The organism is Aquifex pyrophilus (genome assembly GCF_054656935.1).
The window spans coordinates 243,920-260,914 of record NZ_BAAHXJ010000005.1 but is presented as its reverse complement, the minus strand read 5'-3'; the positions used below and the strand labels follow the sequence as shown (position 1 = coordinate 260,914).

17 protein-coding genes and 1 tRNA gene are annotated in these 16,995 nt (G+C 47.3%); 10 read left to right on the top strand and 8 right to left on the bottom strand.

The window, feature by feature from the left end; all coding sequences use genetic code 11:
• Positions 1-11 precede the first annotated feature (11 nt).
• Genes ACYQZ0_RS05005 through ACYQZ0_RS04975 form a run of 7 tightly spaced genes read left to right on the top strand, consistent with a single transcriptional unit; the run spans position 12 to position 5,779 of the window.
• On the top strand, positions 12-380 hold the full coding sequence (locus ACYQZ0_RS05005; protein WP_459775502.1) for a DUF1232 domain-containing protein: 369 nt from the start codon (positions 12-14) through the stop codon (positions 378-380).
• Complete coding sequence (locus tag ACYQZ0_RS05000) at positions 380-1,357, top strand: ABC transporter permease (RefSeq protein ID WP_459775501.1); 978 nt, start codon at positions 380-382, stop codon at positions 1,355-1,357. Before ACYQZ0_RS05005 ends, ACYQZ0_RS05000 begins: the two co-directional genes overlap by 1 nt.
• The gene (secG, locus tag ACYQZ0_RS04995; RefSeq protein WP_459775500.1) at positions 1,354-1,671 is read left to right on the top strand and encodes a preprotein translocase subunit SecG; all 318 of its coding nucleotides are present in this window, start codon (positions 1,354-1,356) and stop codon (positions 1,669-1,671) included. The genes ACYQZ0_RS05000 and secG overlap by 4 nt, the downstream gene beginning before the upstream one ends.
• Complete coding sequence (gene prmC / locus ACYQZ0_RS04990) at positions 1,637-2,452, top strand: peptide chain release factor N(5)-glutamine methyltransferase (RefSeq protein WP_459775499.1); 816 nt, start codon at positions 1,637-1,639, stop codon at positions 2,450-2,452. Before secG ends, prmC begins: the two co-directional genes overlap by 35 nt.
• On the top strand, positions 2,443-3,675 hold the full coding sequence (locus ACYQZ0_RS04985; protein WP_459775498.1) for a hemolysin family protein: 1,233 nt from the start codon (positions 2,443-2,445) through the stop codon (positions 3,673-3,675). Before prmC ends, ACYQZ0_RS04985 begins: the two co-directional genes overlap by 10 nt.
• The gene (gene gltX, locus ACYQZ0_RS04980; RefSeq protein WP_459775497.1) at positions 3,672-5,093 is read left to right on the top strand and encodes a glutamate--tRNA ligase; all 1,422 of its coding nucleotides are present in this window, start codon (positions 3,672-3,674) and stop codon (positions 5,091-5,093) included. The genes ACYQZ0_RS04985 and gltX overlap by 4 nt, the downstream gene beginning before the upstream one ends.
• On the top strand, positions 5,090-5,779 hold the full coding sequence (locus tag ACYQZ0_RS04975) for an ATP-binding cassette domain-containing protein (RefSeq protein ID WP_459775496.1): 690 nt from the start codon (positions 5,090-5,092) through the stop codon (positions 5,777-5,779). The genes gltX and ACYQZ0_RS04975 overlap by 4 nt, the downstream gene beginning before the upstream one ends.
• Here ACYQZ0_RS04975 and ACYQZ0_RS04970 read toward each other — a convergent pair.
• The 3 genes from ACYQZ0_RS04970 to ACYQZ0_RS04960 all read right to left on the bottom strand — a co-directional run bounded on the left by ACYQZ0_RS04970 (position 5,776) and on the right by ACYQZ0_RS04960 (position 9,750).
• Positions 5,776-6,483 carry a zinc ribbon domain-containing protein gene (locus ACYQZ0_RS04970; protein WP_459775495.1) on the bottom strand — a complete coding sequence of 236 codons (708 nt, stop codon included), beginning with the start codon at positions 6,481-6,483 and terminating at the stop codon, positions 5,776-5,778. The genes ACYQZ0_RS04975 and ACYQZ0_RS04970 overlap by 4 nt on opposite strands.
• 7 nt (positions 6,484-6,490) lie before the next feature.
• Positions 6,491-6,566, bottom strand: a tRNA-Ile gene (locus ACYQZ0_RS04965).
• A 28-nt stretch (positions 6,567-6,594) separates the two neighbouring features.
• Positions 6,595-9,750, bottom strand: a complete 3,156-nt coding sequence (locus ACYQZ0_RS04960) for an efflux RND transporter permease subunit (RefSeq protein WP_459775494.1) — start codon at positions 9,748-9,750, stop codon at positions 6,595-6,597.
• Positions 9,751-9,790: 40 nt separating this feature from the next.
• Between ACYQZ0_RS04960 and ACYQZ0_RS04955 the strand changes: the two genes are divergently transcribed.
• Positions 9,791-10,093, top strand: a complete 303-nt coding sequence (locus ACYQZ0_RS04955; protein WP_459775493.1) for a hypothetical protein — start codon at positions 9,791-9,793, stop codon at positions 10,091-10,093.
• Between the two features lies 1 nt (position 10,094).
• Here ACYQZ0_RS04955 and ACYQZ0_RS04950 read toward each other — a convergent pair whose 3' ends face one another.
• Complete coding sequence (locus ACYQZ0_RS04950) at positions 10,095-12,041, bottom strand: heavy metal translocating P-type ATPase (protein WP_459775492.1); 1,947 nt, start codon at positions 12,039-12,041, stop codon at positions 10,095-10,097.
• 76 nt (positions 12,042-12,117) lie between these two features.
• On the opposite strand from ACYQZ0_RS04950, the gene metF reads away from it, so the two are divergent.
• Positions 12,118-13,032 carry a methylenetetrahydrofolate reductase [NAD(P)H] gene (gene metF / locus ACYQZ0_RS04945; RefSeq protein ID WP_459775491.1) on the top strand — a complete coding sequence of 305 codons (915 nt, stop codon included), beginning with the start codon at positions 12,118-12,120 and terminating at the stop codon, positions 13,030-13,032.
• Here the strand turns inward: metF and ACYQZ0_RS04940 are convergent.
• Both ACYQZ0_RS04940 and plsY read right to left on the bottom strand, forming a co-directional pair.
• Entirely contained in the window at positions 13,001-13,912 is a 912-nt protein-coding gene (locus tag ACYQZ0_RS04940) for a cation diffusion facilitator family transporter (RefSeq protein WP_459775490.1), read from the bottom strand. The genes metF and ACYQZ0_RS04940 overlap by 32 nt on opposite strands.
• Positions 13,909-14,484, bottom strand: coding sequence for a glycerol-3-phosphate 1-O-acyltransferase PlsY (plsY, locus tag ACYQZ0_RS04935; protein WP_459775489.1), 576 nt, complete (start codon positions 14,482-14,484; stop codon positions 13,909-13,911). The genes ACYQZ0_RS04940 and plsY overlap by 4 nt, the downstream gene beginning before the upstream one ends.
• A 19-nt stretch (positions 14,485-14,503) precedes the next feature.
• On the opposite strand from plsY, the gene ACYQZ0_RS04930 reads away from it, so the two are divergent.
• A complete protein-coding gene (locus ACYQZ0_RS04930; protein WP_459775488.1) occupies positions 14,504-15,145 on the top strand; it encodes an endonuclease III domain-containing protein in 642 nt (213 codons plus the stop codon).
• 13 nt (positions 15,146-15,158) lie between these two features.
• Here the strand turns inward: ACYQZ0_RS04930 and ACYQZ0_RS04925 are convergent, their stop codons facing one another.
• On the bottom strand, positions 15,159-15,656 hold the full coding sequence (locus ACYQZ0_RS04925; RefSeq protein WP_459775487.1) for a bifunctional nuclease family protein: 498 nt from the start codon (positions 15,654-15,656) through the stop codon (positions 15,159-15,161).
• Positions 15,653-16,975 (bottom strand): tRNA (N6-isopentenyl adenosine(37)-C2)-methylthiotransferase MiaB, encoded by a 1,323-nt coding sequence (gene miaB, locus ACYQZ0_RS04920; protein ID WP_459775486.1) that lies wholly within the window; start codon positions 16,973-16,975, stop codon positions 15,653-15,655. The genes ACYQZ0_RS04925 and miaB overlap by 4 nt, the downstream gene beginning before the upstream one ends.
• Positions 16,976-16,995: the final 20 nt, after the last annotated feature.

The window sequence follows — 16,995 nt, the reverse complement described above, 5'->3', positions numbered from 1 at the left end:
ACTATCTTACTATGGAGAAGCACCTTGAAAGGTTCAAAGGAGAGGAGTATAAGGACATAAATAAGCTGAGACAAGCCTTCAAGAAAAAGCTCTCGGAAGTTCCCCCCACTATGGAATACGTGAGGAACCTAATCCTTGACGCTAAACTCCTCTTCAGAATTCTCACGGACCCTAACTTTGAGCTGAGCCAGGAGGCAAGGGAAGACTTTATGGCTGCACTTTGGTATTTCATAGAGAAGAAGGACCGCATACCCGACTGGCTTCCCATAATAGGATACTGGGACGACTACAAGGTAATCAGGTATGTAAAAGAAAAGCACAAGGAGGAGATAGATAAATACTTCCAGGAGACTAAGTTCTTTATAGCCAATTACTTTTAATGTTCAAGTTCATTCTCTTCAGAATTCTTCAGGCTATTCCTACCCTTCTCGGAGTTACCTTCCTTTCCTTTGTTATCATTAAGCTCGCTCCCGGGGATTACCTTGACCAGCTCAAACTGAATCCCCAGATATCCCCCGAAACCATAGAGAGACTAAGGGAGCTCTACGGCCTTGATAAGCCCCTTCTTGTTCAATACCTCTTATGGTTAAAGAACGCGGTATTTTTTGACCTCGGGTATTCCTTCCAGTATCACGCACCCGTTCTTGAACTAATCCTTGAGAGGATTCCCAATACGCTTCTCCTCTCGGTGAGCTCAGCCCTCTTTGCCTGGACACTCGCCATCCCTCTCGGAACCCTTGCAGCGTTCAAGGAAAACAGCCCCATAGATAAACTCATTCAGACCTTCTCCTATACTTTTTTTTCAATACCTTCCTTCTTTCTTGCCTTTATCCTTCTCTTTTTCGCGTCAAAAACGGGAGTCCTCCCGATAGGAGGGATATACAGCCCCGAGTTTGAAAAGCTTAGCTTTACAGAGAAGGTAATTGATATTTTAAAGCACCTGTTAATCCCTTCGCTTGCCCTCGGGCTCGTCTCCCTCGCGGCCCTGACCAGACTCGTGAGGAGCGCGGTTCTTGAGGTTCTCCACAGCCCCATGATAACAATGCTAAAGGCTAAAGGTGTAAGGAGGATAACGCTTTTCAAGCATGTCCTTAAGAACGCTATGAATCCCTTCACAACCCTTCTGGGATACGAGATAGCTAACCTCATATCGGGGGCTGCCCTCATAGAGATAATCGTGGGATGGCCCGGGATGGGCATGCTTATGCTGAATGCGGTTCTCTCCCAGGACTTGTTCCTCGTTATGGGAGGGCTTTACATAGGAACGATAATGTTGATTGTGGGAAACCTTATTGCGGACCTCCTTCTCGCATACATAGACCCGAGGGTGAGGGAGAGGGCTTTCGGGAAATCGTGATAAATTATAAAACTATGTATTACGCACTCCTTACCCTATTCGTGATAGTTGCGGTTCTTCTGCTCATAGCAACGCTCCTCCAGAAAAGCAGGGGAGATGTGGGAGCAGCCTTCGGGGGAAGCATGGGCCAGTCCATATTCGGCGTCGGAGGTGTTGAAACGATACTTACGAAGGCTACCTACTGGCTCGGAGCCCTTTTTCTCATCCTCGCGCTTCTCATCTCAATAGTCCCGAGGGAAAAAGGTTCCGTAATTGAAAAGCTTGAAAAGACGGAACAAAGTGAAGGTAAGGGAGCTACTCAAAAAAGTAAGTGAGAACAAGAGGGATGCCCGTATAATCCTCTCTCACCTCCTCGGCGTGAAGCCCCCCGAGCTCATACTCCTTGAGGATAGGGAAGTTCCCGAAGAGGTTGTTGAGAAGTTTAACGAACTTATGGAATGGAGAAGGGAAGGCTATCCGGTTGCATACCTTATAGGCGAGTGGGAGTGTATGGGGAGAACCTTCAAGGTTGAGGAGGGCGTTTTAATACCGAGGCCCGAGACCGAGATACTCATAGAGAAAACCCTTGAGAGGATACCGAAGGACAGGAATATGGTCGGGTTTGAGCTCGGTGTCGGAACGGGGTGTATATCCATAAATCTACTCCTTGAGAGGCCACTCTTGAGGATGGAGGGAAGCGATATAAATCCGAAGGCTGTAAAGCTGGCGATGGAAAACGCAAAGATGCACAGGGTTGAGAAGAGGTTTAAGGTATTTCTCGGAAACGGCTTTGAACCCGTAAGGGGAAAGGTTTACGACTTCATAGTATCAAACCCTCCCTACATACCCGAGAAGTTCTGGGACTTCCTTCCTGAGGAGGTCAAAAGGGAGGGATACAGCTCGGTAATAGCCGGGAAAAAGGGGTATGAGTTTTACGAGGAAATAGCTAATGAGTCTCCGAAGCACCTCAAAGAAAAGGGTTTTGTTGCCCTTGAGATAGGGCACGACCAGGGGGATATTGTGAGAAAGCTCTTTGAAGAGAAAGGTTTTAAGGTTAGGATTTTTAAGGATTACTCGGGATACGACAGGGTGGTGATAGCGGAAAGATGGAGCTGATAGGTTTCTTAATAGGAGTTTTCTTCTTCATTCTCCTTGAGGGTTTCTTTGCGGGTTCGGAGATAGCGCTCCTTAATGCGGACAAGGGCATTCTAAAGGCGGTTTACAGAAAGAGAAAATACGGCTTCATAAAGCACTTCCTGGATAATCCCGAGGAGTACATAACCCTCACGATGCTGGGATACACCCTATCAATAGTCCTCGCATCAACCTTATACACGCTCTTTTTACTTAATCTCTCAAGGTATGTTCCCGCGATAAGGGGGAAAGAGGTTCTCCTTGCGGAAAGTCTCGTAATATTCACAATAATCCTCGGGGAGATAATACCCAAGAGCTTATTCCAGCATTATGCGGACAAAGTAGTAATACCGAGTCTTTTCATCCTTGATAAGCTAAGGCTCATATTCAAGCCCTTCCTTCTCCTCGCGAAGATAATAAGCAGGGCGATAGCCAAGCGTTTTAAGGCTTCCGAAGAGAAGGTGAGGAGGGAGGACCTGATAGCACTTCTCAGGGAGGATAAGACCTTTTCCGAGTCAATTAGCTACATAGTTTCAAACGTTCTTTCCTTCAAAAGCAGAAGAATAGGGGAGATAGTAAAGCCCCTTTACGAGGTCGTTATGATTCCCGATACCGCAACGGTCGGGCAGGCGGTTGAGCAGATTAAGAAAACGGGATACTCAAGAATACCCGTTTACAGGGAAAGGGTTGACGATATTGTGGGTTACATAAGCGCTTATGACCTCATAGATAAGGATATAAACGAGCCCGTGAAGAAGTATATAAGGCGGATTCTCGTTTTTAGCGAGTATACCTCCCTTCCCGAAGTCCTGAAGGTATTCAAGGAGAGGAAGGAGCACATAGCGGTCGTCGTTGACGAGAGGGGGATAATACTCGGAATTATAACCATTGAGGATATATTTAAGGAGATTCTCGGATACCTCGCCTCGGAGAGCGAGGAAAAGCCCCTGATAAGGGAGATAAGCAAGGACAAGTGGGTCGCTGAGGGAAAGATTGAGGTAAACGAGTTTAAGCGAATTACGGGAATAAACATTCCCGAAGGCCCTTACAACACCCTGGGCGGATTTCTCACATACAGGCTCGGGAGGATACCAAAGAAGGGGGAGGTTGTGAGTTACGACGGGTACATCTTTAAGGTTGTTGATGCGGACGGAAGAAAGGTAAAGAAGGTGGTTGTTGAGAAGGCCTATAATAAAGCTTTATGAGTAAAGTTAAAACGCGTTTTGCTCCGAGTCCTACGGGATACCTCCACCTCGGGAATGCGAGGACCGCCATATTCAGCTACCTCTTTGCGAGGCATAACAACGGGGGTTTTGTCCTCAGGATAGAGGACACGGACAGAGAGCGTTCAACGAAAGAGTATGAGGATATGCTCATAGAGGATTTAAAGTGGCTCGGCCTTGATTGGGAAGAGTTTTACAGGCAGTCCGAGAGATTCGATATATATAGGGAGTATGTGAATAAGCTCCTTGAGAAGGGCAAAGCCTACCCCTGTTTCTGCACCCCTGAAGAGCTTGAGAGGGAAAGGGAAGAGGCGAAGAAGAGAGGCGTTCCCTACAGGTATTCGGGAAAGTGCAGGAGACTATCAAGGGAAGAAGCGGAAAGGCTGAAGAGGGAAGGAAAGCCCTTTACTGTAAGGTTTAAGGTTCCCGAAAATAGAACGGTTGTCTTTGAGGACCTCGTGAAGGGACACATAGCGATAAATACGGACGATTTCGGGGACTTCATAATAGTGAGAAGCGACGGGACTCCCACTTACAACTTCGTCGTCGTTGTTGACGATGCGTTAATGGGCATAACCCACGTGATAAGGGGTGAGGACCACATACCAAACACCCCGAAGCAGATACTCATATACGAAGCCCTCGGTTTTCCCGTTCCTAAGTTTGCCCATCTTCCCGTTATACTGGGTGAGGACAGGAGCAAGCTATCAAAGAGGCACGGGGCTGTATCGGTGAGGGCTTACAGGGAAGAGGGGTATATGCCCGAGGCTCTCTTTAATTACCTCTGTCTTCTCGGCTGGTCTCCTCCCGAGGAAGGAAGGGAGATATTCTCAAAAGAAGAGCTTATAAAACTCTTTGACCTGAAGGACGTAAACGACTCGCCCGCGGTATTCAACAGAGAGAAACTTAAGTGGATGAACGGAGTTTATATAAGGGAGGTTCTTCCCCTTGAAACGCTCCTTGAGAGGGCTATCCCATTCCTTGAGAGAGCGGGATACGAGGTGAGCGACAGGGAATACGTAAAGAAGGTTCTCAGCTACACGAGGGACTCCTTTGACACCCTTTCGGAAATGGTTGAAAGGCTCAGGCCTTTCTTCGTTGACGATTTTGAGATAAAAGAAGAGCTATGGGCTTTCATAGACGACGAGAAGGTTTACGAGGTTTTAAGCCTCTTCCTTGAAAGGATAAGGGAGAAGAAGCCCGAAACACCAGAAGAGGTAAAGAAGCTCGTCAAGGATATACAGAAAACCCTTAAGGTGAAACCCCCTAAGGTTTGGAAGCCCCTAAGGATAGTCCTTACGGGAGAAACGGAAGGGGTGGGAATAGACATTCTCATAGCGGTTCTCCCAAAAGAGAGGATAGAGAAGAGAGTCCTGAGGGTTATTGAGAAGCTTTCATGATAAAGCTCTACTTTAAGAAGTCCTTTCCCTCCTTAACCGTTGAGGCTTCCTTTAACTTCGTCAAGGGCTTTAACGTTATTCTCGGTCCCTCGGGTTGCGGAAAGACTACGACCCTCAGGGTTATGTGTGGACTTCTTAGACCCGAGAGGGGATATATGCTTTGCTGTGAGGAGGTCTTTATGGACCTTGAAAAGGGTATATTCCTCCCTCCTCAGAAGAGGAGGCTCGGTGTCGTATTTCAGGAGCACAACCTCTTTCCCCATATGACCGTAAAGGAGAATATTGAGTTCGCACTTAAGAAAGCCCAAAAGAGGGAGTTTACAGCGGAGGAGCTCCTTGAGAGGTTCAACCTGAAGGGCTATGAAAATAAATACCCCCACGAACTCTCGGGAGGCCAGAAACAGCGGGTAGCGGTTATAAGAGCGCTCGCTTACAACCCGAGAGCCTTTCTCATGGACGAGCCCTTCTCCTCCCTTGACTTCAGGACCAAGGTTGAGGTTATGGATTTCGTAAAAAGCGTTCAGTTCGGAAGACCCGTAGTAATAATAACCCACGACCCCTTTGAAGCCCTCTACGTGGGTGAGAGATTCTTCTTAATGGATAAGGGGAAAGTCGTCGCGGAAGGGGGTAAGGAGATAGTAAGGGAGTATGTAAACCTTAAGAAGATAAGGGAAGTTTTATCTTAAAACTTGTAGTAAACGAACCTTCCGCAGGAGGGACACTGCTCTATGCTGTCCTCCCTTATCATCTTTGAGAGAATGACGCTCGGGATTTTTATACCGCAACCGCTGCAGGCTTCCTCCTCCATAGGAACAACTACGAAACCCTCAAAGTGTTCCTTGTTCTCTTCGTAAAATCTAACGAGGTGTTCGGGAATTTCCCCCTTAGTTTCTTCCCTTCTGTTTGCAAGCTCGTGGAGCTTCCTGTGGGCTATCTCTTCCTCTGTTTTTAAATCCTGTATCTCCTCCTCAATCTCTTTAATTCTCTTTTCAAGCTTGGGAAGGTTCTCTTCTATTTCCTTCGTAAGTTTTTCTATTTCCTCCTCAACCTCGTCAAGCTCGTAGGATTTCTTAAGAATTTTGTCCTCAAGCTTTGCCTTTTCTCTTAGGAGTGCCCTGTATTCAACGTCCCTCGTTGCCCTCATTAATCTCTCTTCCGTTTTCTTGAGCTGCTCTTCAGCTTCCTCTATTTCTTCTCTTAATTTCTTTCTTAGTCCCTCCAGCTCCTCCTTTCTCTTCAAGAGCTTTTCCTTTTCCTTATTTAGGAACTCTAAATCCTCGGTTAGTTGCTTTAGCTCCTCCCCTATCTTCTCAAGTCTTTTTTTTATCCTCTCTATCTCAAGGTCTATCTCCTGTAGCTTTAGAATTAATTTAACTTCTTCCTTTGTCATGGTTTTGTGGTGGGCGCGGGAGGACTCGAACCCCCAACCGGGCGGTTATGAGCCGCCCGCTCTGCCAATTGAGCTACGCGCCCAAGCTAAAAAAATAATATACCATCTTTTTTACCTGCGTGCAAGTCTTAAATCAAGATATACCGCGTAAAGTGCAGGAATGAAGATGAGAACGACGATAATCGTTGAGATTATCCCGCCAACCATGGGTGCGGCTATGCGGGACATTACCTCGCTTCCCGTTCCCTTCCCGAGGAATATGGGAAGGAGTCCCACAAGTATCGCACCGAAAGTCATGAACTTTGGCCTTATACGTTTCACCGCCCCGTGGTAGATAGCCTCAAAGGCTTCCCTTTGTGTATATCCCTCGGGAAGTTCTTTCAGGGCATTCCTTATGTAAACCACCATAACTATTCCCATCTCCGCCGCTATGCCGAGAAGTGCGAGAAATCCCGCTATACTTGCTATGGATACGTTATAACCGTTTATATACATCAAGAAAACGCCCCCGAAGGTTGCAGCGGGAAGGGTGAGAAGGACGAGGAGTGTCTCAAAAAACCTGTTGAAGGTGAACCATACCAGAAGAATTATGAGGAGAATAACCGAGGGGACTATAACTTTCAGGTCCTCAAGTGCCTTCTTCCAGTATTCATACTGTCCGCTCCATTCGTAGTAATATCCCTTCGGGAGCTTGAGCTTCTCCTTCAGGATTCTGTCCGCGTTTTCTATAACGCTTCCCATATCCCTCTCGGGGTCGGGGGTTATGAGGACGTAGCTCACGAGCAGCCCGTTTTCGGACTTTATGCTTACGGGACTTTCCCTCTTCACTACGTGTGCCACCGCGGAAAGGGGAACAAGCTTATCCTTTAAGGGAATCATTAGGTTTTCAAGGTCGTATCTGTAATCGAGGGGAAGGCCGAGGGTTATGGAATACCTCTCCCTTCCGTAAATGAATGTTGATACTTCCGAGTTTGCGAGGAGTGAGGAAAGAGCTTGATTTATATCTCCGATTGTTAATCCGTATCTCTCAAGAGCTTCCCTTCTCGGGATTATCTCTATGTAGCTTCCCCTTGAGCTCCTTTCCCCGAACACGCTCATTATTCCTTCCGCATTTCTCAGTAGTCTTTCAACTTCTTGAGCGAGCTCGTTGAGTTTATCAACGTTATCCCCGTATATCTTTATCCCTAAGGGTGTCTGAATGCCCGTCGTTATCATATCTATCCTTCCCTTTATGGGCATAGTCCACATGTTTGTGAGTCCGGGAACGGATATGGCTTTATCCATCTCCCTTATGAGCTCCGTATAGGTTATCGGTCTCTCCTCGGGGAATACTTTTCTAAGGATATTCTTAGCCCATTCGGGTATGTTCCAGTCGGAGTAAAATCTCTCAACCTTTACCTTTCTCCACTCCTCCTGGGGTTTCAGCATTATGAAGGTCTCAACCATTGATAGGGGAGCGGGGTCGGTGGGTGTGTTCGCCCTTCCCGCCTTTCCGAAGACGGACTCAACCTCGGGAAACTGAGCGAGTATCCTGTCCTGAAGGTTTATTATCCTCAGTATTTCCTGCCTTGATACGCTGGGTGTTGTGGTAGGCATATACATCAGGCTTCCCTCAAAAAGGGGAGGCATGAACTCCCTTCCCAGCTTTTCGTAAAAGTAAATGCTTCCCCCTATGAGGCCGAAAAAGAGAACGAGGAGTAAATACCTGAGCTTTACGGAAATGTGAAAAATAGGGTCGTAGAGCTTTACGAGAACCTTAACGAGCGGGTTTTTCTCCTCCCCGGGAATCCTTCCCCTTATGAGGTAGTAAGCGAGGACCGGGACTACGATAACGGAGAGTATAGAAGCCACGAGCATTGAGAGGGTCTTCGTTGCAACGAGGGGGGTAAAGAGCCTTCCCGCCTGGCCTTTCAGGGCAAGGAGGGGAACGAAGGAAACGGTAACAATGAGAAGGGCAAAGAATATGGGCTTTCCCACGTCTGAAGCGGAGTGAAGGATTGCGGTTTTCAGGTCCTCCCCGTTTTCAAGCCTTCTGTGAATGTTCTCAACGAGAACGATTGCAGCATCAACCATCGTTCCTATTGCTATAGCTATTCCCCCGAGAGACATTATGTTTGAGGTTATTCCGAGATGGTTCATCGTTATGAAGGTTGCGAGAATAGAAAGAACGAGGAAGACGATTATCACAAAGGCACTCCTGACGTGGAAAAGGAAAAGGGAAACGACGAGGAGAACGATTATTGACTCCTCAATGAGTTTCTCCTTAAGGTTGTTCACAGCACTTTCTATGAGCCTTGAGCGGTCGTAAACGGGAACTATCTTCACATCCTCGGGAAGTCCCTTCTTTATTTCCTCAAGCTTTTTCTTTACTTCCTTTATAACCTTGTAAGCGTCCGCTCCGAACCTCATAACGACTATACCGCCCACCGTGTCCCCCATACCGTTCAGGTCCGCGACGCCCATCCTGTATGCGGGAACTTCCACAACCTTACCTATATCCTCAATTCTTATGGGAACTCCGTTTCTCTCAACTATTACCGTTTTCTCTATCTCTTTCTTGTTTTTCACGTATCCCACGAGCCTTATCAGATACTCCCTCTCGTTTACCTCCACATACTTTCCGCCGAGCTCAAGATTCGTTTTCTTAACCGCTGTGTATATATCCTTCAGGCTTATGCCATATTGGTATAGCTTCTCGGGTTTTACGAGAATCCTGTATTCCTTCTTGAATCCTCCTACGGAAGCGACTTCCGCAACGTCGGGAACGGAAAGGAGGGCATACTTTATGTAAAAGTTCTGGAGTGTCCAGAGCTCATCAAGGGTTCTTTTCTCGGATACGAGGGCATACTGGTAAACCCATCCAACTCCGGTGGCATCTGGCCCGAGCTGGACCCTTGCCTCCTTTGGGAGCTGGTCCCTTATCGTTGCAAGCTTTTCAAGAACCCTGCTCCTTGCCCAGTAAAGGTCTGTCCCGTCCTCAAATATAACGAACACGAGGGAGTAGTTGGGAACGGAATACCCCCTTACGGTTTTCACCCTCGGAACACCCATCATGTTCGTAACGAGAGGATAGGTAAGCTGGTCCTCAATAACCTGGGGAACCTGACCTATCCACTCCGAGTAAATTATCACCTGAACGTCCGAAAGGTCCGGAATGGCGTCTATAGGAGTCTTTTTGAGGGAGTAATAACCGTATAAAAGGAGAAATATTGAGGCAAATAAAACAGCTATGCGGTTTTTAAGTATAAACTCCGTAAATCTTTCCATTGAGGTTCACCTCCGACGATTGTATATTTTTTCCATGGGGATGTTTGATGAATTAAGGAACTGGCTTTCTCCCGAAATAAAGGAACTCAAGGCAAAAGCGGACCATCTCCACAATGATTTATCAAACCTGAAGGAAAAGGTGGATAATTTGGAGAAAAGGATATCAACAATTGAAGCGGAAATAAAGAATCTAAAGGAAAACAGTATAAAAAGTGAGGAAAAGCTGGAAGATATGTCCCGTATGCTCCTTGAAATTATACGTATGATAACAAGACTTGAGGATAAGATAGAGCTTGAAAGAAGAATAGAAAGACTTGAGGAAAAGGTTCTAAAAAAGAAGTAGCTCATACCAGTTCCCTCTTCATAAGAAGGGCATTTAAAGAAACGATAACGGTGCTTGCGCTCATGAGAATAGCTCCCACCGCGGGCTTGAGCACTATACCGAAGGGAACGCCAAGACCCATAGCGAGGGGGATTGCAACAACGTTGTATGAAAGAGCCCAGAAGAGGTTCTGATACATTTTCTTAACGGTTATCTCCGAGAGCCTAAACACCTCAACAACGTCAAGAGGATTGCTTTTAACGAGGATTATGTCCGCACTTTCTATGGCTATATCCGTTCCAGAGCCTATGGCTATACCGACATCAGCCTGAACGAGAGCGGGAGCGTCGTTAACCCCGTCCCCGACCATGGCTACCATATAGCCCCTCTCCTGAAGCTCCTTAACTTTGAGGGCCTTCTCGTGGGGAAGAACCCTTGCAAAGAACTCCTCAATGCCAAGCTCTTCCGAAACCGCCTTAGCAACCTTTTCATCGTCCCCCGTTATCATAACCACCTTCTTCCCCATTTCTTTCAGCAGTCTCACGGCCTCGTAGGACTCCTTTCTTATCCTGTCGGAGAGGGCAACGCATCCCGAAAGCACCCCGTCAAAGGATGCGTAAATAACGCTCTTTCCCGCTAAAGAAAGCTCCTCACACCTTTTTAGCAACTCTTCGGAGATTTTCACTCCTTTCTCTTTCAGAAACTCAAGATTCCCGACGAGAACCTCTTTCCCATTAACCTTTCCGTATACACCCTTTCCGGGGAAGGCCTTAAACTCGGAAACCTCAAGGAGGTTAACTCCTTTCTCCTTTGCGTAATTAACAACCGCCCTTCCGAGGTGGTGTTCCGATAAGGCCTCAACGGAAGCAACGAGCTTCAAAAACTCATTTTCTTCCATATCGGTCATCACGTCGCTTACGGAAAGCCTACCTTCCGTTAAGGTTCCCGTTTTGTCAAAGACGACGACCTCAACATCTTTTGCTCTCTCAAGGGCTACCCTGTTCCTTATGAGAATGCCTTTCCTTGCGGAGTAGGCTGTTGATATGGCAACAACGAGGGGAATAGCGAGACCGAGGGCATGCGGGCAGGCTATAACCATAACCGTTACCGCTCTCTCAACCGCAAAGGTTGTATCGCCCCTCAGGTAAATCCATGCTATAAGGGAGGAAAAACCAGAAAGAACAGCTATAACCGTGAGATAGAAGGCCGCACGGTCCGCTATATTCTGGAGCTTCGTTTTTGTCTCCTGGGCTTCCTTGATGAGCTTCATAACCTGGCTCAGGTATGTGTCCCTTCCCGCCTTCTCAACCCTCACCTTAAGGAAGCCGTCAAGGTTCAGGGAACCACCTATCAACTTATCCCCTTTGCCTTTCTTAACGGGCTTTGACTCTCCCGTTAATACGGACTCATCAACGAAGCTCTCCCCCTCCTCAACAACCCCGTCCGCCGGAATTCTCTCCCCCGGCTTTACGAGAACGAGGTCACCGGGCTTCAAGCTGTGCGTGGGGACTTCAACTGTTTCCCCGTCCCTGATTAAGTGGGCCTTTGATGGAATGAGCTTTACAAGCTCCTCAAGGGCTTTTCCCGCACCCGCTATGGACCTCATCTCTATCCAGTGTCCCCAGAGCATAACCGCTATAAGGGTGCTAAGCTCCCAGAAGAAGGACTTCCCCCCGAAGAAATAGGTGTAAACGCTGTAAAAGTATGCAACACTTATTCCCAACGAGACGAGGGTCATCATTCCGGGCTTTCTCTTCTTAATCTCTTCCAGGAATCCCTTGAGGAAGAACGTCCCCCCGTATAGGTATATAAAGGTTGAGAGAAGTAGGTTTAAGGTACTCCCGTAGGGAAACTCCTTCACCGAGAGAAGAACCACGGGAATTGATAACAGGGTTGTTATTATCGCTTTTCTCTTTATTACCTCCTCGTGGCTCTCCTTATGTTTTTTATGGTCGTGGTGTTCGTGCATAAACAAAAAGATAGAGAAAGGTTTTGTTAAATTGGGAGTTTTATTTCCTGTTTTTTTAACGTTAAACTTAAACCTTATGAAGATAGGGGATATACTCAGGAAGGGCGTTTTCAGCATATCCTTTGAGTTTTTTCCCCCCAAAACGCCGGAGGGGGAGAAACAGCTCTTTGAAACGATAAGAAAACTTGAGAGATTAAATCCGACCTTCGTTTCCGTAACCTACGGTGCTGGAGGCTCAACGAGGGACAGAACGAGAAATATAGTGAAGAGAATACACGAGGAGACAAACCTTACCGTTATGGCACACCTCACCTGCATAGCCCACACGAGGGAGGAGTTAATAGAAATACTCAACGATTACAAAAACATAGGAATAGAAAATATATTAGCCCTGAGGGGGGACGTCCCGAGGGATAAGCCAGACTGGAGACCCCCAAAGGGTGCCTGCAGGTATGCGAAGGAGCTTGTGGAGCTAATAAGGAAGGAGTTCGGGGACTGGTTCTCAATAGGCGTTGCCTCCTACCCGGAAGGTCATCCCGAATCCCCGAACCTTGAGTGGGAAGTGAAATACTTCAAGGAAAAGGTTGAGGCGGGGGCGGACTTCTCAATAACCCAGATGTTTTTTGTAAACGATTACTACTACAGATTTGTTGATATGTGCAGGAATGCGGGAATAGAGATTCCCATAATTCCCGGAATAATGCCCATTACAAACTTCAAGCAGATAAGGAAGTTTGCATCCCTCTGCGGTGCGACGATTCCCCAGAGCCTCGTTGAGAAGCTTGAAAGGGTTGAGGACAAGCAAGAGGAGGTTAAAAAAATAGGAATAGAGTTTGCGATAAACCAGTGCATAGACCTTATTGAGAACGGCGTTCCGGGACTTCACTTTTACACACTCAACAAGTCCGACGCAACCCTGAAGATATACGAGAGTATCAAAGACAAAATTCCGAGGAGTGTTAATGTTCGTGGTGGTGATGGTGAAGCTTAACGTGTCCCTCCGTTAGCAGAGGGCAGGACTCGGTGCAGGCAAAGCCCTCCTTCTCAAGCTGAACGGTTGTGTGCCTTATCCCGTATTTTTCCGCAATCTCCTGAACCTTCTTTAAAATATCGTTGCATATACTTGTGTCCTCAATTACGACGTGAACCGTTAAAACCTCCGTTCCCGGAGTTATGGACCATACGTGAAGGTCGTGAACGTCCTTAACACCGGGAAGATTCCTTATATCCCTCTCAAGCTCCTCGGTGCTTATGTGGGAAGGCGCAAGCTCAAGGAGAACGTCAACGGTTTCCTTTATAACCGCATAGGTTGAGGGAAGAATGAGGAGGGCTACAGCCACGCTCAGAATCGGGTCCGCAAGGTAAAACTTCCAGAAAATAATAGCAATTCCCGCAATTATTGCAGCAACTGAGCCGAGGGTATCGGTAGCCACGTGAAGAAGGGCAGCCTTTACGTTTATATTCTCCTCCGAGTGCTTAAGGAGAATGTATCCGACCCCGAGGTTAACGAGAAGACCCGCAACCGCTATGTAAATCATCTCTTCCTTAACGGGCTCGGGGTTCTGGAAACGTTTCAGGGCTTCAAAGATTATGTATCCGACGAGTCCGAGGAGGAAAACTCCGTTTATAAGAGCTGCGAAAACCTCAAGCCTGTAAAGGCCGTATGTCATTCTCTTATTTCTCACCTTTACCGCGAGAATCTGGCTTATGAGGGCTATTGAAAGGGAGAGGGCATCCGTCGTCATATGCCCCGCATCCGAAAGGAGAGCGAGACTGTTCGTTAAAATCCCGCCGACAAACTCAATAACGGCAAATAGGGTTATCAGAAAAAAACTTATTCCCAAAGCCTTAAGGCTCTTTTCCCTGTTCATACCTTAAGCTCCCTTCCCTGAACGAGACGCTCAATATTCCCGCGATGCTTATAAAGGATAAGGAGAAAAATAATCAAGGCCATGACTATTATCTTCGGAGGGTATTCAAGAACGAGAAGGTAAATAACCGCGGAAAAGCTCGCAACGAGGGAGGAAAGAGATACGTATCTCGTAAGGGCAAGAACGATAAACCATACAAGTATTGAGGCAAGGGCGACTGAAGGGGAGAGTGCTATGAGAACGCCGAAGGCGGTTGCAACACCCTTCCCACCCTTTAAACCAAAATAAAGGGGGAACATATGTCCGAGAACTGACGCTATTCCCGTAAGTGGGGTTATCCAGGAATCGTAGCCGTAAAGCTCAACCGCAAGAGCGGTTGGTACAAATCCCTTTAGCATATCGAGAAAGAAGACGAGAGCTCCGTATCTCTTTCCGAGGGCACGGGAAACGTTTGTAGCTCCCACGTTCCCGCTTCCCACCTCTCTCAGGTTTATCCCTTTAAGCTTTGCTATTATCTCTCCGAATAGAATAGAACCAAGAAGGTATGAAAAAATTATCAGGAAAACCCCCATAATTCTTATTATCTTCAATATGAGAAAGGAAGACATTCCCAAGGTTATTGAGATACTGAAAAAGGAGTTTCCAAAATGGAACGCTCCCGTTGTTCACATGATTTCCCAGCACAGAAGAGACCCCTTCAGAACCCTTGTGTGTGCTCTGCTTTCCACAAGAACCAAGGACGAAACAACGTGGAAGGTATGCAAGAGATTCTTTGAAAGGGTTAAATCTCCCGAGGATTTGTTAAAGCTCTCCGAGGAAGAGATAAGGAATCTTATATACCCCGTAGGGTTTTACAGGGTTAAAGCGAAACAGCTAAAGGAGATTGGGAGGATACTCGTTGAGAAGTATAAAGGAAATGTTCCTGACGATATAAAGGAGCTCTTGAAGCTTCCGGGTGTCGGGAGAAAGGTAGCAAACCTCGTTTTATCAAAGGGATACGGAAAACCTGCGATAGTCGTTGACGTTCACGTTCACAGGATAGTTAACAGGTGGTGCCTTGTGAAGACAAAAACACCCGAGGAAACCGAAAGAAAGCTCATGGAAATAGTTCCGAAGGAGCTCTGGAGCGATATAAATTACCTTCTCGTTGCCCTTGGGCAGACGATATGCCTACCGAGAAAACCAAAATGCGAGGAATGTCCCATTAATGATTACTGCGGGAAGTGTATATGAGAGGAGGGGGAAATCAGCTTTTTTCCCCGCCTATCTCAAAGTCTTCCGGTCTTATGTTCTCAAGCCATTCCCTTAACTTCTTCTTCTCCTCGTCCTCTTCGGGCTCGGGGAGCTTTGATTGTTCAAGGACGTGTTCCGCCACGTATATGGGTGCCCCGAACCGGAGGGCGAGGTTTATCGCGTCGCTGGGGCGGGAATCTATAACGAGTGTGTTATTCCCCTGGTTTATGTATATCTCCGCGTAGTAGGTGCTGTCTTTGAGGTCGTTTATTACGACCTTCTCAACGGTTCCGCCCATCTCGGTTATTATCCTCTTCAGGAGTTCGTAGGTCATGGGTCTTGGGGGCTCAACGCCCTGGAGCCTCATCGCTATACCGTTAGCCTCAAAGGCACCTATCCATATGGGAAGTATGAGGTTCTCGTCCTCCTTTCCCTTTAAAACCACTATCGGCATCTGAGTTGTAGGGTCAAGGGTGATGCCGTGAACTTCCATCTCAACAAGCTCACTCATCTCAATACCTCCAAAAGCTCACACTCTAAATTAAAGGCGGAAGCCTTATTAACCTTAACCTTAACTATCTTCCCGAGGAGGGACTTATCTCCCTTCAAGGTAGCCCACTTGTTCGTGGTCGTCCTCCCTATGAGCTCCCCGTTCTTTTCCTCTTCAATCAGGACCTCCTGAACCGTTCCCTCGTATCCCTTAGCTATTTCGGAGAGGATACGTTTTTGTAGCTCAAGGAGTCTACTCATTCTCTCCGTCTTCACGTCGTCACTAACCTGTCCCTCCATTTCGGCAGCGGGCGTTCCAGGCCTCGGGGAGAACTTGAAGGAGAACACCTGTTCAAACCTTACCTTTTCAAGGACATCAAGGGTGTGCTCAAAGTCCTCCTCAGTTTCCGTCGGGAATCCCACTATCACGTCCGTTGACATAGCTATGCCCTTTACCTTCTCTTTCAGCTTGTAAACCTTCTCAAGGTATTCCTCCTTTGTGTATCCCCTGTCCATGAGGGTGAGAATCCTATTTGAGCCCGCCTGGAAGGGAAGGTGGAGCGCGTTGCAAACCTGGGGAATATCTGCCATGGCCTCTATGATGTCGTCGGTGAGGTCCCTCGGGTGTCCCGTTGTGAACCTTATCCTCTCAACTCCCTCAATCTTTGAGACCTCGTAAAGGAGCTCGGAGAAGGGAATGGGTTTTTCAAAATCCTTTCCCCAGGCCGTTACGTTCTGACCGAGGAGGTGAATCTCCCTTACCCCGTCGTCAACGAGTCTCTTTACTTCGTCAAGTATGCTGTGGAGGGGTCTTGACCTCTCCTTTCCTCTGGTTCTCGGGACAACACAATAAGTGCAGTTCTTATCGCACCCCTTAATTATCGTCACGTATGCGCAGTATTTGTTATCCCTCTCAACGGGGTATTCCCATATCTTGTGCTCGTCCTCGGGAGGCTCGTCAAGTATGGCTATCGCTTTATATCCCGCCTGAGCCTGATTTATGAGCTCGGGGAGCTGGTGCATGTTAAAGGAGGAGAACATTATATCTATAACGGGAGCCTTCTTCACGAGCTCCCATCCTGCCCTCTGGGCAAGGCATCCCGCAACCGCTATTAAGGCGTTGGGATTTCTCTCCTTAATTTTCTTATACTCCCCAAGGTGGGACAATACCTTCTGGTCAGGCTTCTCCCTTATCGTGCATGTATTCAAAATTATGAGGTCCGCCTCTTCCCAGTTCTGGGTGGGCTCGTAACCGAGGGTTTTCAGCATTCCCTTTATCCGTTCGCTGTCGTTAAAGTTCATCTGGCATCCGAAGGTCTTTATGAAAAACTTCTTTCCCATAGATAATTAATTTAAGGTAG